Annotated in this window: 23 protein-coding genes; 19 read left to right on the top strand and 4 right to left on the bottom strand. The window is 31.7% G+C overall.

Annotated features, from left to right (window positions below; translation table 11 throughout):
• Positions 1-5: 5 nt before the first annotated feature.
• From Q4512_RS02280 to Q4512_RS02260, 5 genes are all read left to right on the top strand, one after another.
• Complete coding sequence (locus tag Q4512_RS02280; RefSeq protein ID WP_303421187.1) at positions 6-794, top strand: universal stress protein; 789 nt, start codon at positions 6-8, stop codon at positions 792-794.
• Between the two features lie 36 nt (positions 795-830).
• Positions 831-1,457 (top strand): carbonic anhydrase family protein, encoded by a 627-nt coding sequence (locus tag Q4512_RS02275; protein ID WP_303421185.1) that lies wholly within the window; start codon positions 831-833, stop codon positions 1,455-1,457.
• A gap of 20 nt (positions 1,458-1,477) precedes the next feature.
• Complete coding sequence (locus Q4512_RS02270) at positions 1,478-2,146, top strand: DUF2490 domain-containing protein (RefSeq protein ID WP_303421183.1); 669 nt, start codon at positions 1,478-1,480, stop codon at positions 2,144-2,146.
• 68 nt (positions 2,147-2,214) lie between these two features.
• Positions 2,215-4,077, top strand: a complete 1,863-nt coding sequence (locus tag Q4512_RS02265; protein WP_303421181.1) for a SulP family inorganic anion transporter — start codon at positions 2,215-2,217, stop codon at positions 4,075-4,077.
• 20 nt (positions 4,078-4,097) lie between these two features.
• Positions 4,098-4,724 carry a carbonic anhydrase gene (locus tag Q4512_RS02260; RefSeq protein WP_303421179.1) on the top strand — a complete coding sequence of 209 codons (627 nt, stop codon included), beginning with the start codon at positions 4,098-4,100 and terminating at the stop codon, positions 4,722-4,724.
• A gap of 91 nt (positions 4,725-4,815) precedes the next feature.
• Here the strand turns inward: Q4512_RS02260 and Q4512_RS02255 are convergent, their stop codons facing one another.
• Together Q4512_RS02255 and Q4512_RS02250 are read right to left on the bottom strand one after the other, a co-directional pair.
• Complete coding sequence (locus tag Q4512_RS02255) at positions 4,816-6,000, bottom strand: HmuY family protein (protein WP_303421177.1); 1,185 nt, start codon at positions 5,998-6,000, stop codon at positions 4,816-4,818.
• 11 nt (positions 6,001-6,011) lie between these two features.
• The gene (locus Q4512_RS02250) at positions 6,012-8,111 is read right to left on the bottom strand and encodes a TonB-dependent siderophore receptor (protein WP_303421175.1); all 2,100 of its coding nucleotides are present in this window, start codon (positions 8,109-8,111) and stop codon (positions 6,012-6,014) included.
• Positions 8,112-8,260: 149 nt separating this feature from the next.
• Here Q4512_RS02250 and Q4512_RS02245 point away from each other — a divergent pair, with 149 nt between their 5' ends.
• Genes Q4512_RS02245 through Q4512_RS02230 form a run of 4 tightly spaced genes read left to right on the top strand, consistent with a single transcriptional unit; the run spans position 8,261 to position 13,343 of the window.
• Positions 8,261-9,166 carry a DUF6607 family protein gene (locus Q4512_RS02245; protein ID WP_303421173.1) on the top strand — a complete coding sequence of 302 codons (906 nt, stop codon included), beginning with the start codon at positions 8,261-8,263 and terminating at the stop codon, positions 9,164-9,166.
• Position 9,167: 1 nt separating this feature from the next.
• Positions 9,168-10,646, top strand: coding sequence for an ankyrin repeat domain-containing protein (locus Q4512_RS02240; RefSeq protein WP_303421171.1), 1,479 nt, complete (start codon positions 9,168-9,170; stop codon positions 10,644-10,646).
• A gap of 8 nt (positions 10,647-10,654) precedes the next feature.
• Positions 10,655-11,137 carry a DUF2271 domain-containing protein gene (locus Q4512_RS02235; RefSeq protein WP_303421169.1) on the top strand — a complete coding sequence of 161 codons (483 nt, stop codon included), beginning with the start codon at positions 10,655-10,657 and terminating at the stop codon, positions 11,135-11,137.
• 22 nt (positions 11,138-11,159) lie between these two features.
• Positions 11,160-13,343 (top strand): PepSY domain-containing protein, encoded by a 2,184-nt coding sequence (locus Q4512_RS02230; RefSeq protein ID WP_303421167.1) that lies wholly within the window; start codon positions 11,160-11,162, stop codon positions 13,341-13,343.
• Here Q4512_RS02230 and Q4512_RS02225 read toward each other — a convergent pair.
• Positions 13,340-13,858 (bottom strand): CvpA family protein, encoded by a 519-nt coding sequence (locus Q4512_RS02225; protein WP_303421165.1) that lies wholly within the window; start codon positions 13,856-13,858, stop codon positions 13,340-13,342. The genes Q4512_RS02230 and Q4512_RS02225 overlap by 4 nt on opposite strands.
• Before the next feature lie 69 nt (positions 13,859-13,927).
• Between Q4512_RS02225 and Q4512_RS02220 the strand changes: the two genes are divergently transcribed.
• From Q4512_RS02220 to Q4512_RS02180, 9 genes are all read left to right on the top strand, one after another.
• Positions 13,928-14,284 (top strand): hypothetical protein, encoded by a 357-nt coding sequence (locus Q4512_RS02220; protein ID WP_303421163.1) that lies wholly within the window; start codon positions 13,928-13,930, stop codon positions 14,282-14,284.
• 5 nt (positions 14,285-14,289) lie between these two features.
• Positions 14,290-14,709, top strand: coding sequence for a lipocalin family protein (locus Q4512_RS02215; RefSeq protein ID WP_303421160.1), 420 nt, complete (start codon positions 14,290-14,292; stop codon positions 14,707-14,709).
• Between the two features lie 32 nt (positions 14,710-14,741).
• Positions 14,742-15,761, top strand: coding sequence for a phenylalanine--tRNA ligase subunit alpha (gene pheS / locus Q4512_RS02210; protein ID WP_303421158.1), 1,020 nt, complete (start codon positions 14,742-14,744; stop codon positions 15,759-15,761).
• 169 nt (positions 15,762-15,930) lie between these two features.
• Positions 15,931-16,434, top strand: a complete 504-nt coding sequence (locus tag Q4512_RS02205; RefSeq protein WP_303421156.1) for a GbsR/MarR family transcriptional regulator — start codon at positions 15,931-15,933, stop codon at positions 16,432-16,434.
• Between the two features lie 13 nt (positions 16,435-16,447).
• On the top strand, positions 16,448-17,578 hold the full coding sequence (locus tag Q4512_RS02200; protein ID WP_303421154.1) for an efflux RND transporter periplasmic adaptor subunit: 1,131 nt from the start codon (positions 16,448-16,450) through the stop codon (positions 17,576-17,578).
• Between the two features lie 22 nt (positions 17,579-17,600).
• Positions 17,601-20,738 (top strand): efflux RND transporter permease subunit, encoded by a 3,138-nt coding sequence (locus tag Q4512_RS02195; protein ID WP_303421152.1) that lies wholly within the window; start codon positions 17,601-17,603, stop codon positions 20,736-20,738.
• A gap of 4 nt (positions 20,739-20,742) precedes the next feature.
• Positions 20,743-22,161: an efflux transporter outer membrane subunit gene (locus Q4512_RS02190; protein ID WP_303421151.1), complete on the top strand. Its 1,419-nt coding sequence runs from the start codon at positions 20,743-20,745 to the stop codon at positions 22,159-22,161.
• 29 nt (positions 22,162-22,190) lie between these two features.
• Positions 22,191-22,766: a TetR/AcrR family transcriptional regulator gene (locus Q4512_RS02185; RefSeq protein ID WP_303421149.1), complete on the top strand. Its 576-nt coding sequence runs from the start codon at positions 22,191-22,193 to the stop codon at positions 22,764-22,766.
• A 17-nt stretch (positions 22,767-22,783) separates the two neighbouring features.
• On the top strand, positions 22,784-23,179 hold the full coding sequence (locus tag Q4512_RS02180) for a hypothetical protein (RefSeq protein WP_303421147.1): 396 nt from the start codon (positions 22,784-22,786) through the stop codon (positions 23,177-23,179).
• A gap of 135 nt (positions 23,180-23,314) precedes the next feature.
• Here the strand turns inward: Q4512_RS02180 and Q4512_RS02175 are convergent, their stop codons facing one another.
• Positions 23,315-24,316, bottom strand: a complete 1,002-nt coding sequence (locus tag Q4512_RS02175) for an NAD(P)H-dependent glycerol-3-phosphate dehydrogenase (protein WP_303421145.1) — start codon at positions 24,314-24,316, stop codon at positions 23,315-23,317.
• A gap of 163 nt (positions 24,317-24,479) precedes the next feature.
• Between Q4512_RS02175 and Q4512_RS02170 the strand changes: the two genes are divergently transcribed.
• Positions 24,480-25,433: a nicotinic acid mononucleotide adenyltransferase gene (locus Q4512_RS02170; RefSeq protein WP_303421142.1), complete on the top strand. Its 954-nt coding sequence runs from the start codon at positions 24,480-24,482 to the stop codon at positions 25,431-25,433.
• Positions 25,434-25,555: the final 122 nt, after the last annotated feature.

The raw sequence follows: 25,555 nt of genomic DNA, 5'->3' as shown, positions 1-25,555 counted from the left end.
ATATTATGAAAAATAATAAATATAAAATATTAGTACTTTCAGACTTAAAGAAATCGGTTAGTACAACCTTAAAAAGTAGTGTGAGTTTAGCAAAAATGATAGATGCCGAAATAGCATTATTTCATGTTAAAAAACACATTGACATTGTAGATAGAGATAACCAATTTACTGCAATGAGAACTTTAAATGAAGAGCATAATAATACCAAAAAGAATATGGATGCTTTAGTTAATCGTTTTTCTAAAGAGTATAATGTAAACATTAAAAGCAATTATGCCTTCGGAAAAATAAAAGAAGAAATCCAAAAGCAAATAAAATCGTATAATCCAGATATTATAGTTTTAGGGCAACGAGATACAACCCCTTTTAAATTTATTGGAGATAGTATTACGCGATTTATATTAAAAAATTTTAAAGGCATTATTATGATTGCTTCTAACGAAAACGCGTTAGAGCCAAACGAAAAAATGACATTAGGAGTTTTAAACACTTCTAATAAAGTTTTTGAAACAGAGTTTACTAAAGATTTAATTACACATACCAAAACACCGGTAAAATCTTTTAGAATCCTTAATAGTCAAAAAGAACAATCAGATGTTTTAAGTTTAAACGAAGAAAAAATGGTAGAATATGTCTTTGACAAAAATGCCAATTCCATGACTACACTATCTTCCTACCTACTTAAAAACAACATTAATTTATTATGTGTAGATAGAGCTGAAAACGAAACGAAAACACCATTAAAAGAAGTGGTGAATAAGTTAAATGTTTCATTATTAGTTTCCGAAGCATAAATAAATATTATTTTAATAAATAAAAACAAAACACACATGAAAGCACATACAAAAGAAACACAGTCTACAATGACTCCAGATAAGTCATTACAATATTTAAAAGAAGGAAATCAAAGATTTCAAGATAATTTAAAAGCCAATCGTAATCTTTTAGAACAAGTTAACGACACTAGTGAAGGGCAATTTCCATTTGCAACCATTTTAAGCTGTATAGATTCAAGAGTTTCTGCAGAACTTGTTTTCGACCAAGGATTAGGAGATGTTTTTAGTGTACGTATTGCAGGTAACTTTGTAAACGAAGATATTCTAGGAAGCATGGAATTTGCATGTAAACTAGCAGGAACTAAATTAATTGTAGTTTTAGGTCATACGAGTTGTGGTGCAGTAAAAGGAGCATGCGACCATGCAAAAATGGGGAACCTTACGAAACTAATTGAAAAAATTGATCCAGCAGTTAAAGCGGTTACAGAACCTAAAGATGAAAGCTTAAGAAATTCTAAAAATTTAGCATTTGTAGATGAAGTATCTAAGAAAAATGTAGAATTAACTATCGATAGAATACATGCCGAAAGTCCAATACTTACAGAAATGGAAAAAAACGGTGAAATTAAAATCGTTGGAGCAATGTATGATATTAATACTGGTGCAGTAAACTTTTATTAATAAAACCAGTAAAGGCTTTTATGAAAAAGAAAACTTTTATGGCAACACTAATATTTATATTGGTGTTGCCTTTTGTTGCTTCAAGTCAAGAGAGTAATTTAGGGAATTGGTTAATTTATATTGGAAACAAAAAATTAAACAATACATGGAATATTCATCACGAAGTGCAATATAGAAATTATGATGCTATAGGTGATTTAGAACAACTATTACTAAGAACTGGTTTAGGATATACTTTTAACGAGAGTAAGAATAACATCCTTTTAGGATATGGTTATATTTTATCTGAAAACTATATTGGAGAAACCGACGAAAAAGTCACTGTGAATGAACATCGAATTTTTCAACAGTTTACATCTAAACAAAATATAGGAAAGCTAAAATTAAACCATCGTTATCGTTTCGAACAACGTTTTGTAGAAGACGATTTTAAAATGAGAGTCCGATACTTTTTAGGATTTAATTATCCGCTTCAAAATAAAGAAGAAGGTAAAAATCCTTTATACCTCTCCGCTTATAATGAAGTCTTTCTTAATACAGAATCAGATGTTTTCGATAGAAATCGAGTATATGGTGGTTTAGGATATAAGTTTTCTGAAAACTTAAAATTAGAATTAGGTTATATGAATCAGTTTTTTGAAAACTCAGGACGTGATCAAATAAATTTAATAGCATTTGTTAACTTCTAATATAAATTCCTTTTAAAGTCAGTAGAAAAAAGGTATTTTGTAGAACAAACAAACTAAAACTATTAAATATGAAAAATTTATTTTCAAACATTAAAGGCGATGCTTTTGGTGGTATTACTGCAGGTATTGTAGCTTTACCTTTAGCACTAGCTTTTGGTGTTTCTTCAGGATTAGGGCCAGAAGCTGGTCTATATGGAGCAATTTTTATTAGTTTTTTTGCTGCACTTTTTGGTGGTACATCTACACAAATCTCTGGACCTACAGCACCTATGACAGCCGTTAGTATGGTTATTATTGCTGGAATTGTAGCTGCAAATGATGGTAGTGTAGAAAAAGCACTACCTGCAATTTTAACCGTATTCTTATTAGCAGGAGTCATGCAAATAGGTCTTGGTTTTTTAGGTTTAGGTAAGTACATAAGATATATACCATATCCAGTTGTTTCTGGATTTATGACAGCTATTGGAGTTATTATTTTGCTAACGCAAATTTTACCATCCATTGGTTACTACCCAAAAGAAGACACAGCATTTGTAGAACAATTTAAACCGCAAGCAGAAGAAGTTATTCTAGAAAACATTTTAAAAGATGAAGCTGGAGAAGGTATTTTAGTTCTGGAAGATTTTAAAGAAACAATAGATCGTGCACACCAAATTACTCCAGAACAGATTTTAAACGAATCGCAAACACTAGCAGCTAAAGAAGCTTCTGGAACTGTTGGAGCAATTAAAGTTTTACCAAGAGCTTTAAAAAACATTAATTGGTTAGAACTTATTTTGGCTTTAGGAACCATACTTATTATTTATGGTTTTAAACGAATAACAACGGCAATACCTAGTACATTGGTAGCCTTAATTGTAATGTCTGGAATCGCTTACGGCTTTAATTTAGGCTACAGACCTATTTCAGAAATACCAGGAGGTATTCCAATTCCAAGACTTGAAATGTTTACTAGTTTTAATTTAGGTAGTATTACACCTTATATTTTTACAGCGCTTACTTTATCTCTTTTAGGCGCAATTGATTCTTTGTTAACAAGTGTCGTTGCAGATAATATGACAAAAACCAAACACAAACCTAATAAAGAACTAATAGGTCAAGGTATTGGTAATAGTATTGCTGCATTATTTGGAGGTATACCTGGAGCAGGTGCTACTATTAGAACTGTTGTAAATATTAATGCTGGTGGTAAAACAAAATTATCTGGTATGATTGCTGGTATTATGTTATTACTCATTATGTTAGTTTTAGCTCCAGTAGCATCTAAAATCCCTGCAGCAGTATTAGCTGGTATTTTAATAACAGTTGGTATTGGTGTTATGGATTATAAAGGACTTAAAGCAATACCAAGCTTACCAAGAGATATTAAGTTTGGTCCAATAAAATTAAGTTCAGAAGTTTTAATTATGCTTATTGTATTATTACTTTCTACTTTTTGGGATTTAATTTATGCTGTTGGAATAGGACTTGTAATCGCATCTTTAATGTTTATGAAAAAAATTGGAGATTTAACTGCAGAACGTTCGGATGTAAAATCTTTAAAAGAAGAATCATGGGCAGATGAAAGTGGTTTTCCTGAAAACCTAAAAGAAGAAGTGTTTATTAAACACATTAAAGGCCCTTTGTTTTTTGGTTCTACTAGCGATTTTCAAGCATTAACAGAGCAAATTCCTGAAACAGCAAAAACTGTTATTCTACGTTTAGGCCGTATGCAATATATGGATCAATCTGGTTTATATGCTATGGAAGATATGCTTCTAGATCTAAAAAAGAAAGATGTTGAAGTACTCTTTGTTGGACTTTTAAAACAACCAAGATATATGATGGAACGTATTGATATCATCCCAGATTTTATTCCCAATGAACATATTTTTAATAATTTTAAGTCTTGTACCAAATGGATTAAAGAAAATATAAAAGATGAATATTAATATATTCTAAAAAATATGTTATGAACTTAAAAAAAGTATTTGAAAATAATAAGGATTGGATTAAATACAAGCTTCAAGAAGATAGCAAATACTTTGATAAGTTAGGCGAAGGGCAAAACCCAGAATTGTTATTTATTGGTTGTAGTGACAGTAGAGTTACCGCCGAAGAATTAATGGGATTAGGCCCTGGAGATGTTTTTGTACACCGTAACATTGCTAATATGGTAATTGGTACCGATTTAAACGCGATGTCTGTAGTAGAATATGCCGTAGCACATTTAAAAGTAAATCATGTTGTTGTTTGTGGACATTACGGTTGTGGAGGAGTAAAAGCTGCTATGCAATCTGAAGATTTAGGTTTGTTAAATCCTTGGTTGCGAAATATTCGTGACGTATATCGTATTCATAACGAAGAATTAAATGTTATTGAAAATGAAGAGAAAAAGTATGAACGTTTAGTAGAATTAAATGTACAAGAGCAATGTGTAAATCTTATTAAAACTGCAGCTGTTCAAAAAGCAGCTCGCGGAAGAGGTTTAGTGGTACATGGTTGGGTATTTGATATTCACACAGGAAAACTGATCGATTTAAAAATAGATTTTGAAAGTATCTTAAATGATATTAGAGAAATCTATCATTTAGATTAATTATAAGCATAACTATAAATAAAAGCCACTCTTTTAAGAGTGGCTTTTTAGTTATTATAATAGACTAATATTATAAAATATTAATGATTTTTTACTGCAATAATTCATATTGAAATTGCGGATAACCTCTTTCTCCATTTTCGCTTTCTACAGCTGTAAATCTTAATTTGTAGTAATTATTGTCAGTATCTTTTACAATGTAGTATCTGCCTTCTGTTACAGAGGTTTCTCCTGTCATAAAGTCAACACTTCTCCAGCTACTTCCTACTAAAGCACGATCATTATAAACAAAACTTGCTTCGGTAATATCTGCATAGCTAAAGTTAGTGTAACTTGGAGTGGTATCATCTTCAACAGTGATTTGATATAAACCAACACCACCAAGAGTATTGTGTAACGTGTAATCCGAATACGTCAAACCTGCTGCTAAAGTACCTTGTAGACCGTAATAAGAAAACACACCACCAAAGTCAATATCCCAATTCGAAGAAGTTGGCTCTAAAGTAGCAACTTGTTCATCTGTTAAACTTATATAAGTTAGATTATAGTTACTATCTTTAGTTACAGTAAGTTCAGAATAATCTGTAGTGTTACTTAACGCAGCATACTGAATGGTATATGTATTACCATTTGTTAATACTCTAACTTTTAGATATCCTCTAGCGTCTCCAGTAGTGTTTATAGTTCCATTGTTTGTTGTAGGTATTTCGTTTCCTAAGTTTACAATATATACATTGTTCTCACTATCTGTTGTTGATATTTCATCAAATGCAGTACCAGATAATTCCCCTTCTTTACTATCTGTAAAAGCAATACCTGCATCTAAATCACCATATTGGTAGTAATTTACTGGTAAACCTTCTATTAATTCAGCAACAGTATTTACAGTTACTGTTGTTGGCGTAAAAGTTTGGTCTAATGCGTTTAAAGTTAGTGGAGAGGTTAACACTGTTGTTTCTGTAACCGCTGTTATATCCGTAATACCATCTAGTTCTGCAGCAGATACTAATAAGGTATTGTTAAGAAATACTCTGTTATCCGAACCGTTATACACAGCTATTTCCCATGCATCACGAGTTACAGCTACTTGGTTACCTGTACTTAAGTCTACAAAAACACGGTTTGGTTGATTAAATCCACCTACATCAGGATCTATAATTCCTCCAGTAGAAGGTGGTGTAGTTACTTCTGTGCTTTCACCGTTGTCATCACTACTACAACTTGTAATAAGTACAGTGGTAGCCATTAATATCAATGTTAAAAATTTGTTTGTCATAATTATTAGTTTTAAAAATTTAAATAATAGGATAGTTTTAAAAAATAAGATCGTCCATTACCAATTAGTCTTGAACTTGATGTTGCTGCAGTATGTGCTCCAGCTGAAGCATTTGTATTTATGTTTACAACATCTAATAGGTTTCTAGCTCCTAATGTTGCGTTTATTCTTGGTGTAATATCTGTTCTTATCGAGGCGTTTAACCAGGTAAATGCATCGGTTTCGCCAATAAATAATTCGCCATTTGTATCTGTAAATACGCCTTGTGTTTTACCTGTATGTTTTAATTGACTGTTAAGGGTAGTATTCCATTTTTCTATGGAATACCCTAAAGATGCTTGAACATTTAAGCTCCATAAATAATCGGAATCATTTTCTATTGATTCATTAATTGTACTAGTTACTCCTAAATATGTAGCACCTAAACCAATATTCCAGTTGTTATAGATAAAATTGTTTTCTAAATTGAAACCTAATCTTTTGCTGTAATCTATATTTGCTTGCGTAAATAGAGTTTTACCATCCCCATCTTCTGTAGTTATACTAGCTATAGCATCTTTAAGATCTATATAAAAGAATGTGAGTTTCTGGTTTAAAAAGCCTTCTTTAGCAATTCTATAATTGTTTTTTAGGTTGGTGAAAACAGAAATACCATCTTCTGGTTGTAAATCTGGATTCCCTTGTATGTTGTGGTTTGTATCTACAAAAGAGTAAAAAAGTTCTTCGAAATTTGGTGCTCTATAGGCAGAACCAACCACTGCTTTTAGTTTTAGCTTTTCTGTAAAGTCATAAGTTGAAGATAAGGACCAAATAAGGTGGTTGTTAAATTGCGAACTATGTGTAAAACGAATGCCAGGATGAATAGATACTTTTTTTAAAAGTTGAAACTCTGTAATGCCAAATAATTCGTAATTCGTAATTGTGTTTTCTACTACATCGCTAGAATAATTTCCTGTAGCAATAGCATCAAAACCTTTTTGATTGGTAAACTCGTAACCTAGTTGAAGGTCGAAAAAATCAGACTTTCGTACAATGTTATTTACAAACGCTTTAGAATACCAAACTTCACTAGATTGGCTTACCGTGTCTGTATTCAAAGACTGTGTTCGCTCTTCTAATATGTTATATACATATTCTTTATAGTTTCTTTTTTGATTTTGATAAGAAAACGAAAAATTATAGTTGGTAGCTCCATGTAATGGCCCAGAAACATTTACGTTATTTACCCATCTATCTGTTTGGTAATTTTGATCTACAGCAGTTGGGTTAAGCGCACCGTTTTCATATCTACCATTAACAGCTCTATTGTATATATCTAAGTCTTCATTAAAATATTGAAGCTTGTAAAATATATTGTGTTTTCCAAGGTTTACATTCATGTTTCCAGATACAGTAATTTGTTCTTTAGGATTCCATTCGGTGCCTCGTAAACTATCGTTTACAACTACTCCATCTTCAATATTTACATAGTTTTCTCCTTGATAACCATTGTAAAAACCAGCAAAATCATTTCTTGAAGCTCCAATAGAATAGGATAGTTTTTCATTTACTTGGTTGGTAGCTCTAATGTTTTGAATATGTCTTCCTTTATCAAATAATTCAAACTCGTTTCCTACGGTTTCTTCTTGCAGTGATAATTGCAGTTGCCATCCGCTATCTTTTAAACCTCTTTTGGTAATTATATTAACAACTCCTGCAACAGCATTATCACCATATAATACGCCCATAGAACCTTCTACAACCTCTATACGTTCTACGTCATCTATATTTAGTTGTGTAATATCAATGTTGTTTCCTACACCATTATCACTAATAATTGGAATACCATCTACTAAAATTTTTACATACTGACCATCTAAACCAAATAAGCTTATGGTAGAACGCCCATCTGAGGCATCTGGGTTGATTGTTATGTTTAAATTGTTTTGTAAAACATCTGCTAAATTGTTTCCTGCAACATTTTCAATGTCTTTTCTTTTAATAGTTCCAACGGTAAATAATTTCTTACTTACAGACATGACATTGCTTTCTCCTAGGATAACTACTTCGTCTAATTTTTCAATACTAGTAGTGTCTCTTTCTTTCTCTTGAGCACTAATCGTGTAACTCAAAAAAAATAAAAAATAAATGCATATTTTATTTTTATTTAGACTCATTCTATTTTATATTTGCTGCAAATATAGAATCTTATTTTAATTCAATCTAAATAAGAATAGTGTTTTTTTAATTTTTTTTAATATCAAAATTTAACCTTTTTAAAATGAAACATTTACTAGTATTAGTAACCGTAATTTTTGCTTTTATAAACACAACAAAAGCACAAAACAAAAAAGAACAAGATCAAAAAGCCATTAAAGCTATGTGTGGTTGTTATGAGGTAAGCTTCAATTTTGCAGAAACATTTCAATATTCAGAAGATTCTACATACGTTGCTTCTAAAACAAAACACGATAAAGGATTAGAATGGGTACAATTGGTAGAAGATACTAAAGATAAAATCTCCATGCAGCACTTGCTTATTGTTGGTTCTAAAGAAAAGCCATATATAGTAAAACATTGGAGGCAAGATTGGGAATATGAAAACACCGATTTATATGCATATTTTAGAAATAACCAGTGGAAATACACAAAATTAGATAAAAAACAAGTTAAAGGACAATGGTCTCAAAAGGTATTTCAGGTAGATGATAGTCCGCGTTACGAAGGTTCTGCAACTTGGGTACATGTTGACGGAAAACACTATTGGGAAAACACAACTAATGCACCTTTACCAAGACGTGAATACACAAAGCGTAGTGATTATAATGTTACAGGTAGAACAAACAGACATGAAATTATAGCTACAGGATGGATTCATGATCAAGACAATGAAAAAATACTTAGTGAAGAAGGTGTTTATGAGCTGATTGCAGAAGAAAAAGGACATAATGTGTATAAGAGAGTGGAAGATAGCAAATGTAGTGCAGCACAAGAATATTGGAAAAAAAATGAAGCAAAATGGGCTTTAGTTAGAACAAAATGGGAGGAAGTTTTTGCTAGAAATAAAGATTTAGTTTTAGAAGAAAAAGTAGATAATAAGGTACTGTTTAAGTACTTATTTGATAAAGAAAAATACCAAACAGCTGAAGAAATTAACCCCTTAATTGAATCTTTTGTAAAAAAATAAAATGAAGTATTTAAATAAAATAATAATCGTAGTAACCATTTTCTGTTGCACATTTAGTTTTGCACAAGACAATGTATTTTTAAGTCGTGATTTTTGGAAAACGAATCCTAGTATCGAAAGTATAGATGCTAAAATTATTGAAGGAAATAATATAGCAGCAGCCAATAGTAATAATTTTGATGCTGTTGTATATGCTATTTTAGAAGAGGCTTCTTTAGAGTCTTTAAAATATATTCAATCTAAAAAAGGAAATGCCGTCAACAAGTTAACACATGATGGTAGAACCTATATCTTTTGGGCTGCATATAAAGGTAATGTAGCATTTATGGAATACCTGTTAAGCAAAGGAGCAAAAACAGATATCAAAGACGATAAAGGAAATACTATTTTAAATTTTGCAGCAGGAACAGGACAACAAAACACCAAAGTATATGACCTGTGTCTTGCTAATGGTGCCAACCTACAAACAGATATAACTCCAAAAGGCGCTAATGCATTGCTATTATCTGCACCTTACGATAATGATTTTACGCTTATAAATTACTTCACTTCCAAAGGATTAGATTTAAAAAGTGTAGATGCAGATGGTAATGGTGTGTTTAATTATGTTGCAAAAACAGGAAATGTAGCATTGTTAAATCAATTGTTAAAAAAAGGCGTTACAGGAAATGCTAATGCTTTTATTTTTGCAGCACAAGCAACTAGAGGAAAAACAAATACTGTCGATTTTTACACCTATTTAGAAAGTGTTGGTTTAAACCCCAAAAATGCTTCCATAAAAAAAGAAACACCTTTGCATATTGTAGCTGCAAAAAGTAAAGATGTAGCAGTTGTTCAATATTTTTTAGAAAGAGGATTAGATGTAAATGCAATGGATGCTAACAGAAACACTCCTTTTTTAAATGCAGCAAGTAGAAATAATATAGAAATAGTTACACTACTTTTTCAACAGGTAAAAGCTATAAACCAAGTAAACAAAAAAGGAGCATCTGCTTTAATATTAGCAGTTGCTCATAATACACCAGAAGTGGTTCGTTTTTTAATTGAAAACAAAGCAGATGTTACTGTTTTAGATGCTAATAAAAACAATTTAATTCCTTATTTAATAGATTTTTATTCTACTAAAAAAGAAGACGTTTTTAAGCAAAAGTTAGATGTTTTAGCAGAAAATGGTTTAGATATTGCAAAAACACAGCAAAACGGAAACACTTTATATCATTTAGCTTTAGCAAAAAACAATTTGGATTTATTAAAATTAATAAAGCAATTTGATGTAGATGTTAATGCTAAAAATAAAGAAGGAAACACTCCTTTACATGTAGCTGCTTTACAAGCCAAAAACACAGCGATTTTAGAATATTTAATTTCTATAGGAGCAAAAAAAGATGCTACTACAGATTTTGGCGAAACAGCTCATGATTTAGCAGTAGAAAACGAAATTTTAAAAGCAAAAAAAATACATTTAGATTTTTTAAAATAGTATAACATATGAAACTTAAATCCATAATAGCACTTTGTTTTTTAGCTATTGCAACGCTATCTTTTACAACAATAACAGAGTCTACCTCTTATAAATGTATGATTCAAATGATAAATTACTCTGGTGAGAATGCCTACGTGGTTATTTCACTAATCAATCCGGAAGGTGCATATGAAAAAACACTATATGTGCAAGGAGATGATGATGAGTGGTATCACGATATTTCAGAATGGTGGAAATTCTACGGAAAAAAACGATCTAATATTGATGCTATTACTGGAGCAACTATTGCAGGAGGAGCACGAAGTATTAATGTGATAGCTATTGAAGATGCTAAAATAGATGCTGGTTACAGTATTCGTTTTGAAACTGCTGTGGAAGACCAAGAATACTATACCAAAGATGTAGAATTTGAACTTACTTCTGAAAATGTAAAAAGCAAAAAAGAAGGTACAGGATTTATACGTTATGTGCGTATGATGCCTAATTAAAAGCTTTAAAAAAGGAATAAACATGACTATTTCTATATGGAGATACAGCCACCTTACTTTAGCTGTATCTTCTTTTATTTTTATTTTACTAGCTTCTATTACAGGAATTATCTTAGCATTTCAACCTATATCAGAACAGGTGCAACCGTACAAAATTTCTGATTTTGAAAGCGTTACTGTTGCAGAAACCTTAGGGCTTTTAAAAGAAAAGTATCCCGAAGTATTAGATCTTCAAGTAGATGCTAATGCCTTTGTTTTAGCTTCTGTTATAACAAATGATGGAGAAAGTTTAAATGGATACATTAACCCAAAAACGGCTGCATTTCTAGGAGATAAAATAGAGGTTTCTCCCTTTTTTAAATGGGTAACTAATTTTCATAGATCGTTATTTTTAAAAAGTATTGGTCGCTTTTTTGTTGGTTTGTCTTCGTTTTTGCTCTTTCTAATTGCAGTTTCAGGAACGGTTTTAATTCTAAAAAGACAAGGTGGTTTACAAAAGATTTTTTCTGCAATTATTAATGAAAATTTTTATCAATATTGGCATGTCGTTTTAGGAAGACTGACTTTAATTCCTATCTTGATTATTACAATTACTGGAGTTTATTTATCTGCCGAAAAATTCAATGTACTTCCAAAACAACATCTAAATCATTCTGTAGATTTTGAAAATCTTTCGGAAGCACCTAAACAAAGTATTTCTAATTTCCCTGTTTTTAAAAACACAAAACTTTCCGAAGTTAAAACCATAGAATTCCCTTTTTCTGAAGACGTAGAAGACTATTTTACCATTTCACTTAAAGACAAAGAAATGGTTGTAAACCAATTTACAGGAGAAGTTTTAAGTGAAATAGATTATCCTTTAGCGACTATTTTTTCTAATCTAAGTATGTTTTTACATACCGGAAAAGGAAGTGTGCTTTGGTCTGTTATTTTAGCTATAGCAACCTTAAATATTTTGTTTTTTATCTATTCTGGTTTTGCAATGACGCTAAAACGAAGAAAAACAACACTGAAAAACAAGTATAAAAAAGACGATGCAAAGTATATTATTTTAGTTGGTTCAGAAAACGGAAACACCTTACTTTTTGCTAACCAATTGCAAGAGCAATTATTAAAAGCAGGGGAAACCGTTTACATAACAGAGCTTAATAAGTATACTACTTTTAAAAAAGCAGCACATATTGTTGTAATGACTGCTACGTATGGTGAAGGTGAAGCACCAACTAACGCGAATAGATTTTTAGAACGTTTGCAAACCATAAAACAAGAACAAAAGATCACTTTTTCGGTTGTTGGTTTTGGCTCTTTAGCTTATCCTAATTTTTGCCAATTTGCTATAGATGTAGATGTAGCATTACAGCTTCAGATGCAACAAGAACTTCCAGTTTTTAGTATTCATGATAAATCGCTAACCGCTTTTGAAGAATGGGTAAATCTTTGGAATAGAAAACGAAAGCTTCCTATTAAAATTTTAAAAGAAAAATTAGCAATACAACCAAAACAAAATGTGAAGCTTAGCGTTTTAGAAAAAACGAATGTAGCAATACAGCCAGATCAGACTTTTTTAATTCGCCTGAAAGTAAATACCAAGAAATTTGCTTCTGGAGATTTACTAGCAATCTACCCAGAAAACAATTATAGAGAGCGTTTGTATTCTATTGGTAAAGTAAATAATGAGGTGCAATTAAGTGTGAAATTACATGAAAACGGATTAGGTTCTGGTTTTTTAAATAGCGTAAATACAAACAGTTCTTTTAAAGCTAGAATCATTAAAAATACAGGTTTTCATTTTCCTAAAAATGCATCTAAAGTACTTTTAATTGCTAATGGAACAGGAATAGCTCCTTTTCTAGGAATGCTAGACCAAAACAATAAGAAACTAGAAACACATTTGTATTATGGCGTAAGAAAAGAGACTTCGTTTTACTTGTATGAAAAAGCTATACAAGCGTATTTAAGTGAAAAAAAATTAAGCAAATTACATCTTGCATTTTCACAAGAAATACCTAAATATTATGTGCAAGATTTTCTAAAAAGAGATGCTTTGTTTGTTTCGCAGAGTTTAAAAAACAATGCCATTATTATGATCTGTGGTTCTTTAGCGATGCAAAAGGATGTTTTAGAGGTTTTAAATACAATAACTACAGAACAGCTAAATCTACCAATTACAGATTTTGTAAATCAAATAAAAACAGATTGTTACTAAACCTCAGCATCTGGAATCTCGTTCTCTTTTTCTTCTGCTTTAATAATAGTAGGAAAAAGTAAAGGCGCAATAGATTTTACGGGTTCGTATAAAACAGATTCCTTTAAATCTTCTTCGCCAACAAAAGGGATCGTGTTATTCATTCTGCTAAAAACCACAAGTAGAATACTTAAAATTAATCCTATCTTAAGAGCGCCAAAAACACCACCTAAAAGCTTGTTTATAATACCTAAAGCAGCAAAATCTGCCAGTTTAGTTAATGCTTTTCCCGCAAGTGATATTACTAATATAATCACGAAAAATGTAATAGCAAAAGCAAGAATATTAACGTATTTCTCTTCCCATCCTACTCTACTTTCTAAAAACGTAGCAGCAAAACCACTAAAATGAATAGCTCCATAAACCCCAGCTATTAATGCAACAAGAGATGCCACTTCTACAAAAAGACCTTTCATAAAACCTCTAACTAATCCAAATAAAAGTAAAGCACCTAAAACAATATCAATTACTGCCATAATATTATAATTTTAACAAATATAAACTAACTTTACAACTTTCAAACTTTTAAACTTTATACCAAATAAATGTCAAGAGATCAAGAATTAAAAGAACGTTGGGATTTGGTAGTAGAAAAACTATCCAATCAATTTGCAGATGGAGACACCTTAGACTTAGACGCAATTATATATTTAATTGGCTTGCAGGAGCTTGGGCAATTAAACCGAACTTTTAAAAAAGACCAAAAACTAGACCTTATGCATATTGCTATATGTAGAGTTTTAACACCTTATGGTTATTACGAATTCGATTTTGTAGACGAAGAAGGCTGGCCTCATTATAAAACCATTGAAGAACTACCACATTTAAAGGCAGGAGAACAAAGTATTTTAATGAAAGAAGCCATTGTAAACTATTTTGTAGAAACCCAGTTTATTAAATAATTTGTATGAAAAAGATAATACTCTTTTTTAGCTTTTGTTTTATATTAATATCATGTAGCAGTGACTCTTCAAATAATAATGAAAACACTATAGTAGGTAACTGGATTATACAACAAATAACCTATAATGGTTTACATGGAAATTGGGGAGAATGTGGTCATTTAGAAAATATTTCTTTTTATGAAGATAATACCTATGCTTGGGTCGCCTATGCTCTTGCAGATGAATTTATTAATTGTGTTCCTATTCCTCCAGCCGAAGGTACTTGGGAACAAATAGACTATAATACAGTTCAATTAACAGATGATGATATTGTATTTGATATGGATTATGATGATACCTACCTGTATCTTAACGCATTTATACCAGCATCTCAAAATGAACCGGAAGGTATTCACATTCAATTTGTGTTTATAAAATCTTAATTCACTAAATTTGCAATCATTTTAACGATATCATGATAGACAAGATAAAAGAACTTATAGCAGAAGCCGAAGCATTTAATGCACAAACCAAAGATGAGGTTGAAGCTTACAGAATAAAATACCTAGGATCTAAAGGGTTATTAAAACAGTATTTTGCAGAGTTTAAAAATGTAGCAAACGACCAAAAAAAAGAATTTGGTCAAACCATTAATAAATTAAAGCAAACTGCTGAAGACAAAGTAAACTCCTTAAGAGAAGAGTTAGAAAGTAAAGAAGAAGATAAAGGTGTTTATGACGATTTATCCCGTCCAGGTGAGCCAATAGAAATAGGGGCACGTCACCCAATATCTATTGTTAAAAATCAAATTATCGATATTTTTTCTCGAATTGGTTTTAATGTAAGTGAAGGTCCAGAAATTGAAGACGATTGGCACAACTTTACGGCATTAAATTTGCCAGAATATCACCCAGCTCGTGATATGCAAGATACGTTCTTCATTCAAACAGATCCAGATATTTTACTACGTACGCACACAAGTTCTGTACAAGTACGTTATATGGAAAACAATAAACCACCAATTCGAACCATATCTCCTGGAAGAGTATTTAGAAACGAAGCTATTTCTGCTCGTTCCCACTGTTTCTTCCATCAAGTAGAAGGTTTATATATAGATAAAGATGTAAGTTTTGCAGACTTAAAACAAACACTACAATATTTTACAACAGAAATGTTCGGTAAATCTAAGATCCGTTTACGCCCATCCTATTTTCCGTTTACAGAACCAAGTGCAGAAGTTGATGTATATTGGGGACTTGAGACAGAAACGGATTATAAAATTACCAAAGGTACAGGTTGGTTAGAAATTATGGGTTGTGGTATGGTAGACCCTAATGTTTTAGAAAACTGTGGTATCGATTCTAAAGAATATTCTGGTTTCGCTTTCGGAATGGGAATCGACAGAATAGCTATGCTACTTAATCAAATTAGTGATATTAGATTGCTTAGCGAAAACGATATACGCTTTCTAGAACAGTTTAAATCCGCATTGTAATTACAATACATTATATCTTTTAAGCCGACTGTTAACAGTCGGCTTTTTTATTTAACAATTATTTAACTTCGATTAGTTCGGTTTGTTCCGAACTAGCAATGTATCTTTGCAGCGTATTTTACTGTAATGGGTTTTTTATCTCTAAAAAACAGTATCAAAATTTTTAAAAATGAAGAAAAATCTCTGTCAAGAAAAAATGAATCTAGTAGAAAAACTAGGAGTGCACTTGGAAGGAAGAGAACAGTTGGCTCCTGTTGCTTCACGCATTCTATCCTATATTATTCTAACTGGTAAAAGAGGTGCTACTTTTGAAGATATGGTAACTGCCCTTTGTGCTAGTAAAAGTACTATTTCAACACATCTAAATCATTTACAAGATTTAAATAAAATTGAATACTTCACCAAAACAGGTGATCGTAAAAAGTACTTTATAATCAATAAAAACACCATTATTCAACATGTTGATAGAATGATAAGTCATTGGGATGAAGAACGTGCTATCCATTTAGAAATTAAAGCTTATAAAGAAATACAAAACGAAATAAAAATTGACAATAACGATGAGAAGTTTGATTTAACTTTTCATAACGATTACGTCAAATTTGTAGATGAAGCTACAGTTTCAGTTAAAGAATTGAGAGAAAAATTAATAAACAAGAAATTCCATATTTAAAGTCCTATCCAAAATGAAAAAAAATAATTTATATACCATACTAACACTAGGTTTATTCTTAGTTATTGTAAGCTGTGGAAATGCAGAACAAAAACCATCAGCAGCCGAGACTTCGCCTGCACCTTTTCCAGTATCTCAATTAGAAGTGAAAACTGTTACAGGATTTACCGATTATCCAGCAACTATAGAGGGTATTGTAAACATTGATGTAAGAGCGAAAACATCTGGATATATCGAAAAAGTATATGTAGACGAGGGTCAAAAAGTACGCAAAGGACAAGTCTTATTTAAATTAGAAACACAATCTTTAAGTCAAGATGCTGGTGCAGCAAAAGCACAAGTTAATGTTGCACAAGTGGAGGTAGATAAATTGATTCCACTTGTCGAAAAAAATATAATTAGCCCTGTGCAATTAGAAACTGCTAAAGCAAATTTAGCACAAGCAAAGGCTGCTTTAAGTGGTGTTTCTGCAAATATTGGTTATGCCACTATTAAAAGTCCAATAGATGGTTATGTAGGGTCTATAAACTTTAGAGAAGGCGCTTTAATTAGCCCAAGCGATGCAACAGCTTTAACAACGGTTAGCGAAATAGATCAAGTATACGCCTTTTTTAGTTTTAATGAAGCACAATACATAGACCATTTACAAAGATCAGAAGGTCAAAATAAAGCAGAGCGTATTAAAAACTCGCCAGACCTAAGCCTGGTTTTAGCTAATGGTAAAATTTATTCTGAAAAAGGACGCATTCAAACCAGTACAGGACAAATAAATCAAAGTACAGGAACCATTCAAATTAGAGCTGCTTTTAATAATCCTAACGAAATTTTAACCAATGGAAACAGCGGAAAAATTAGACTTCCTATTGAGTATAAAGATGCTATTGTAGTACCACAATCTGCTACTTTTGAACAACAAGGAAATATTATGATTTTTAAACTAGTAGAAGATAATAAAATTGCCACTTCCATTATAAAAATAAAAGGAACAGTAGATAACCTATACGTTGTAGAATCTGGTTTAACAGCTAACGATAAAATTGTAATATCTGGTGTTGGTAAATTAAAAAACGGAATGGAAATTTCTCCTCAAGAAACCTCTTTTGATGAAGCTATTAAACCTATAGCCACTTTATTTAAAAACTAGTTAACCACAAACATATTTAATCATGTTAAAAACATTTATTGAAAGACCAGTGCTTTCAACAGTAATCTCTATTATAATAGTTATGCTAGGTGTTATCAGTATCACTAGTTTACCTATAGAGGAGTATCCAGATATTGCACCACCAACTATTAAGGTGACCGCAAATTATACAGGAGCAAACGCAGAAACCGTTTTAGAAAGTGTTATCATTCCTATCGAAGAGCAAATTAATGGTGTAGAAGGAATGACGTACATTACCTCTACTGCTTCTAATACAGGTACAGCAGAAATTACAGTTTATTTTGACCAAGAAATGGATGCAGATATTGCAGCTGTAAATGTACAAAACCGTGTAGCAAGAGCTGCGCCATTATTGCCAACAGAAGTAACGCAAACGGGAGTTGTAACACAAAAGCAAGAAACCAGTGCATTAATGTTTATTGCCATGTATTCGGAAAGCGATAATTACGACGCTACTTTTATTCAGAATTACTTAAATATTAACGTTATTCCTGCTATGCAGCGTATTAGTGGTGTTGGTGATGTTAGTTTATTCTCACAACAAGATTATGCCATGCGTATTTGGTTAAATCCAGAAAAATTAGCAGCATATAACTTAATTCCTTCCGATGTTTCGGCAGCTTTAGCAGAACAAAATTTAGAAGCTGCAGCGGGTTCTTTAGGGCAAAATAATGGAGAGTCTTTTTCATATACATTAACCTATAGCGGTCGTTTTAAAAATGAAAGTCAATATAGTGACATTGTTATTAAAGCTTTAGGGAACGGTGAGTTTTTACGCTTAAAGGATATCGCTACTATTGAGTTAGATGCACAGTCTTACGCATCTAATGCAATGAGTTTAGGTAATCCTGCAGTGTTTATGGGGATTTTTCAAACGAAAGGTTCAAATGCACAAGAGATTATTGAAAACATAAAGATAACTTTAGAGCAGGTAAAAGTAGATCTTCCAGAAGGTTTAGATATTTTTGTGCCATACGATACGAGTTTATTTTTAAATGCTTCTATTGAGAAAGTAATAAGCACGTTATTAGAAGCCTTCTTACTGGTGTTTTTAGTTGTATTTATTTTCTTGCAAGATTTCCGTTCGACCTTAATTCCGGCAATTGCAGTGCCTGTTTCTATTATTGGTACTTTCTTTTTCTTGAATGTTTTTGGATATTCTATTAATCTTTTAACACTATTTGCGTTAGTACTCGCTATTGGTATTGTGGTAGATGATGCTATTGTGGTTGTGGAAGCTGTGCATGCTAAAATGGACGAAGGGGAACACAATCCTAAAAAAGCAACACTAACAGCCATGAATGAGATTTCTGGAGCCATCATCTCGATTACTTTAGTTATGGCGGCCGTATTTATTCCGGTGACTTTTGTAACTGGTCCAACGGGAGTTTTTTATGAACAGTTTGGCGTTACTTTAATTATTGCAATTCTAATTTCGGCAGTAAATGCTTTAACATTAAGTCCAGCATTATGTGCTCTATTATTAAAAGAACATAAAGAAGATGAAGAACTAAAAGGTAAGAGCCCATTAAAACGCTTTTATACGTTATTCAATCGTGGATTTAATGCTACAGTCGAGCGTTACGGTAAATCACTTCAGTTTTTATACAAAAGAAAATTTGTTTCGGTATTATTATTAATTATTGCCGGAGTTGGAATTTACTGGGCGTCTACAACAACACCAACAGGTTTTGTACCTAATGAAGATAGAGGAATTATTTTTGCAAATATTGAATTACCACCAGGAGCTTCATTAGATAGAACCAATGCGGTATCTAAAGATTTATATAATAAAATTGAAGGACTAGAAGGTATTGTAGGTGTTAATTTTATTAAAGGTAGAAGTTTAATTTCTGGAGCTGGTAGTAATTATGGTTTTGGTATTATTAAATTGGAAGATTGGAGCGAACGTGAAGACCCCTCACTTTCTGTACAAGCTTTAACGGGTAAGTTATTTGGTATTGCAGCTACTATTCCAGAAGCCAAAATTATATTTTTTTCACCACCAAGTATACGTGGTTTTGGAAATGCTTCAGGTTTCGAAATTAATCTATTAGATAAATTTGGTGGCGAGTTTGCCGATTTAGACAAAGCGAATAAAGAATTCTCTATGGCTTTAATGAGTCATCCAGAAATTAAATACGCAACCTCTTCTTTTAGTACAAATTATCCACAATACGAAATGGAAGTTAATGTACCATTAGCAAAAGAAAAAGGAGTTTCGGTAACTAGTATTTTTTCAACTTTACAAGGATATATTGGAGGGATTTATGCTTCGGATTTTTCAAGATTTGGAAAACAATTTAGAGTATATATTCAAGCATTACCAGAAGATAGAGCAGATAAAAGTGCGTTAAACAGCATGTATGTAAGAACCGATAGTGGCGAAATGACACCGATTACACAGTTTGTAACTTTAAAACGTGTGTATGGTCCGCAATCGGTAACGCGTTTTAACTTATTTAATTCAACAAGCATAACAGGAGCAACAAATGATGGTTACAGTACAGGGGATGCGATTCGAGTTATTGAAGAAGAAGTAGCAAAACTACCAAGTAATTATACCGTTGCTTATTCTGGTTTAACACGTGAAGAGGTAAATGCAGGAAGCCAAACGACCTTTATCTTTATTTTAAGTATTCTATTTGTGTATTTCTTATTAAGTGCACAATACGAAAGTTACTTACTCCCATTTGCAGTGGTTTTATCCTTGCCATTTGGTGTATTTGGAGCCTATATAAGTACAAAGTTTTTCGGGTTAGAAAACAACATTTATTTCCAAATTGCTTTAATCATGCTTATTGGTCTGTTAGCTAAAAATGCCATACTTATTGTTGAGTTTGCTTTGCAGCGAAGAAAAAATGGGGAGAGCATTGTAGATGCTGCAATCCATGGAGCAAAATCCCGTTTACGTCCAATTTTAATGACATCGTTTGCCTTTATTCTAGGTTTAATGCCATTAGTATTAGCAAAAGGTGTTGGTTCTGAAGGAAACAACTCCATTGGTACAGGAGCAGCAGGAGGCATGTTAATTGGAACACTTTTAGGAGTTTTTGTAATTCCTATTTTATTTATACTATTTCAGTGGTTACAAGAAAAAATTTCTAGTAAACCAGCAGTACAAACTATTGAAGAATAAAACGATGAAAACCATTATAAACCATAAAAATTTTAGTACAGGTGCTTTATTATTAGTTGTTGTGTTAACACTTCAAAGCTGTTTTGTAGCTCAAGATTACGTGAGACCAGAATTGAATACCGAAACGGAAGCGCTTTATAGAACCGATAATTTACCAACAGACAGTATTTCTATTGCAGATGTGTCCTGGAGAAACTTGTTTACAGACCAATACCTTCAACAGTATATTGAAGAAGGTTTACAGAATAATATGGATGTTCGAATTGCACTTCAGCAAATAATAGCTGCTGAAGCATATGCAAAACAAGGGAAAGCAGGTTATTTACCAACTTTAAGTGCTGGGCCAAACTATACACGTCAAGAGTTTTCAGAAAATAGTCAATTTGGATCTTTATTTAGTGGAGGAACAGATACCTACGATATTACAGCAAACCTATCTTGGGAAGCAGATCTTTGGGGGAAAGTACGTAGTAATAAAAGAGCAACACAAGCGGCTTACTTACAAAGTGTAGCAGGACATCAATTAGTAAAAACACAATTAATTTCAAGTATTGCTAATACCTATTATAGTTTATTAGCATTAGATGCACAGTTAGAAATAACAAAGCAAACCATTGCAACAAGAGAAAGCGGTGTAGCCACTATTAAAGCATTAAAAGAAGCAGGTCAAGTAACGCAAGTTGCTGTAGATCAAAACATAGCGCAATATAATAGTGCTAGAGCATTACAAGTGGATATTGAAACTGCTATTTTTACAACAGAAAACACTTTAAGTATTCTACTAGGTAAAGGGCCACAAAATTATGAAAGAAGCCGTTTAGATATTCAAAAAATAGATCAAGATATTACACTTGGTTTGCCAGCAGTATTACTTAGTAATAGACCAGATGTAATGGCTGCCGAATATGGTTTAATACAATCTTTTGAGTTAACTAATGTAGCAAATAGTAACTTATATCCTTCGTTAACATTAACAGCTTCTGGTGGATTACAAAGCCTAGAGTTGGATAAGTTACTTAATGTTAACTCTTTATTTGCAACGGTTGTAGGAGGATTAACACAACCCATTCTAAATCAAAGAGCACTTAAAACACAAAAAGAAGTTGCAATTGCACAACAGGAACAAGCTTTGCTTCAGTTTAAAAAGACATTATTAGTTGCAGGAAACGAAGTGTCTAATGCATTATTTTCTTATGAAGCCGAAACTAAAAAGTTTGTATTTCGAAAAAATGAAGTGGAAGCTTTGCGTACTGCCGAAGCAAACTCGGAAGAACTACTTAAAAATGGATATGCTAACTATTTAGATTTATTAACAGCAAGACAAAGCGCTTTAAGTGCAGAACTTAATATTATAGATAGTCAATTACAGCAATTAGTGTCTATTGTAGATTTGTATGAAGCACTTGGTGGTGGATGGAGATAAAATAAATTAAAATGATTACTAAAGCATAATTGTTAGAATGCTCGATTGCAAAGTTTACACAACTAGGTAGCAAGCATGTAACTTTAGACGAAATAGCAAATGCGCTTGGTATATCTAAAAAAACAATTTATACGTTTTTTGAGACTAAAGAAGCGCTAGTAACTTCTAGTTTAGAGCGTTTATTAAATACGTATAAAGAAGATATAAATAGGATTATTAGTAGCAATACCAACGATCCTATTTTGTGTGTAGTGTTAATTTATAAAAGAGGGTTTACGTATTTAAAATACTTTACACCCTCTTTTCTTTTTGATTTACAAAAATATTATCCGAAAGCAGGTAAGGTTTTTGATGATTTTACAGAAGAAGTATCTACTATCCTCGTATTTAATCTACTCCAGAAAGCACAAAGAGCTGGAGCTATAAAACAGGAGGTAAATCTAGAATTAATGATAAAGGCTTACTTTTTTAGATTGGATACACTTCTTTTTAAAAACAATAATTTATTTGAATTATACACTAAGGAAGCCCTTTTTAAGCATTTAGTAATTTATAATTTAAAAGGAATAATTACGAGTACTTATTCTAATTCTTATTTGGTATAGTTTCCTATTTTTGTACTATGAAAAAAGATATTGATATTCCAAAAGTAGAAGGTGTTTACCTTGCCGTTGTAAATGAATACAATGATGTATATAAAACCCAAGATTGGAACGCATACATTATTAATGATAAAGATGTCGATCTAGAAATGATACTTATTGTTACTAGTGGGTATTCGGAAGATAAAATGACCTCCATTTTTAGAAAAAAACTTGACAAGCTCCCTCGAAAAAGTTATGCAAAAATAGAGTTAATGCAAGAAGAATTATTTGCTATAAACAACCAGTTTAAAGTGTCTTTTTTTGAAGGTAATACCATGTTTGATAAAATCTACACGTTTAGAAAAAACACCATTAACTTAAAGGCTTTACAAGCGATACCATTAATGCAGGTAAAAGGGATTTTAGTAAAATAAAGGTGCTACGTTAAGTGCGTTAGCGATTGTAGTGGCATCCTTTTGCTTTTGGCAAAAGATATAACGAAAAGCGCGACCTTTAGGTAACGCCCAAATAGTAATAAATTTTAAAAAGTAAACGTTTTTTATTAAGACTTAGTTTAACTTATCTGTTAGTTTTTTAAACACTTTTTTAGCGTCTTTACCTTCATATAAAATTTCATAAACTGCATTTATTATTGGTAGTTGCGTTTTCTTTTTATTTTTTTGATTTAGTAAATGAGCAGATTTCGTAGCATAATAACCTTCGGCAATCATATTCATTTCCATTTGTGCAGATTTTACAGTGTACCCTTTACCTATCATATTTCCAAACATGCGATTTCTTGAAAAAACAGAGTAGCCAGTTACTAATAAATCGCCTAAATATGCAGAGTTGTTAATGTTACGTTTCATTTTGTGCATTTTTTTCATAAAACGTTTCATTTCACGAATAGCATTACTCATAAGTACACTCTGAAAATTATCACCATAACCTAATCCATGAGCAATTCCTGCTGCAATAGCGTAAATATTTTTAAGCATTACAGCATACTCTATACCAATTACATCATCGCTAATTTTGGTTTTAATATAATCGCTAGACAGCGCATTTGCTATGTTTTGTGCTTTTTCTTGGTCTGCACAAGAAATGGTTAAGTAAGACAAACGCTCTAGCGCAACCTCTTCGGCATGACACGGTCCTGCAATAACCCCTATGTTTTCAAAAGGTACTTTATATACGTCATGAAAATGCTCGCCAACTAGTTTTCCGGTTTCTGGTATAATACCTTTAACAGCAGATACTATTATTTTATCTTTAATAGTATGGGTTAGTTTTTCTAATTCCGAATGCATAAAAGCAGAAGGAATTACAAAAATAAGAACATCTGCATAAGCAGCCATTTCATTTATATCATTACTAAGTTTTAACTGCTCTAAATGAAACTCCACAGAGCTTAAATAGCTTGGGTTATGTTTTTCTTTTAATAGGTGTTCTTTTATATAAACGCTTCGCATGTACCAGCCAACTTCTTGTTGGTTTTCACATAGCATTTTTACAATTGCAGTTGCCCAACTTCCGCTACCAAAAACAGCATATTTTAAAGGTGTACTCATTAAAAATATTTCTTTTTAATTTCCGTGACTACGGAAAACGTAATTATTAGAATTTCAAAAATAAGCAAAATATTACTCATTGTAACGCGCTGTTAATTAGGTGTTTGTGTTTTTTGGCATACGTTTTGAATACCTAAAAGTATTAACTTTAAAACGCTAGATTATGAAGACGACAAAATTACTTTCAGTATTTGCTATAATAGCATTAGTATTCACCTCATGTTATCATGAAGATGTTTATGTAGACGATTACAATAATAACCCAACTCCAACAATTTCATTAAACCAATTATTAGGTTCTTATGAGTTGTGGTACGTAGATATTAATCAAACTTTAGGATATGGCGAAACACGTTTTTTACAAACTGCATTTACAGTATCTTTTAGAAATGGATTGATGTACGCGAACAATAACCTAGTAGGAATTGGAAGTCAAGGTAACGGGTTTGGTATTACTGTAGGTTATTATGATGCTTATGATATGATTTTAGATGTAGATCATGATGTAGATGGTTATGAAACTTTTGATGTTTTTCAAATAGATTATAACACTATAGAATTATATAATCCTTATAAAGATACGTCGTATTTTTTACATGGTTACCAACGATCTAATTTTGATTATGACTTTGTTTTTTACGATAACATACATTATTTCATGCAAGAATATGAAGCTTGGGAAAAAACGTATACAAGTAATTATGGAGCTTTAAATGAGTTTGATAATGAAAACTTTATGCAGTTTTTAGCAGGAGGAAATGGTGCAACTTTTAGAAGCTCACAAGATGCTACAGGCACCAACCCAAACAATTTATATTGGGATTATTCTGGAATTTATGGAATTGGAGATGTTAGCGGAAACATATACCAAAAAACATTAACATTAGATTATGATTATTTTGACAATGAATTTTTTGAATTAAGCGTTATTAATGATCGTACTATAGAACTGTTTCATAATGCATCTGGTACTTTGTATGAGTTTAAAGGTAGCGGTTATATACAGTATTTAAAAACTGGAACAACAACAGATAAAACAAAATCTAGTACAGAAAAGAAACGTGTACAACGTGCTGATAAAAAAGAAAATATACGTGTAAATACACGAACGAAATAAAAATTTTGGTTGGTTAGTTAATTAAGAAACCGTTTAAAGAGAAATCTTTAAGCGGTTTCACTTTTTATAAGAATTTGGCACATTAGTTGTAAACATTAATAGTAGTTAGGAACTATTTTTTT

Source organism: Oceanihabitans sp. 2_MG-2023 (assembly GCF_030547245.1).
Lineage (GTDB): Bacteria > Bacteroidota > Bacteroidia > Flavobacteriales > Flavobacteriaceae > Oceanihabitans.
This window is presented reverse-complemented; position numbering and strand designations above follow the sequence as displayed.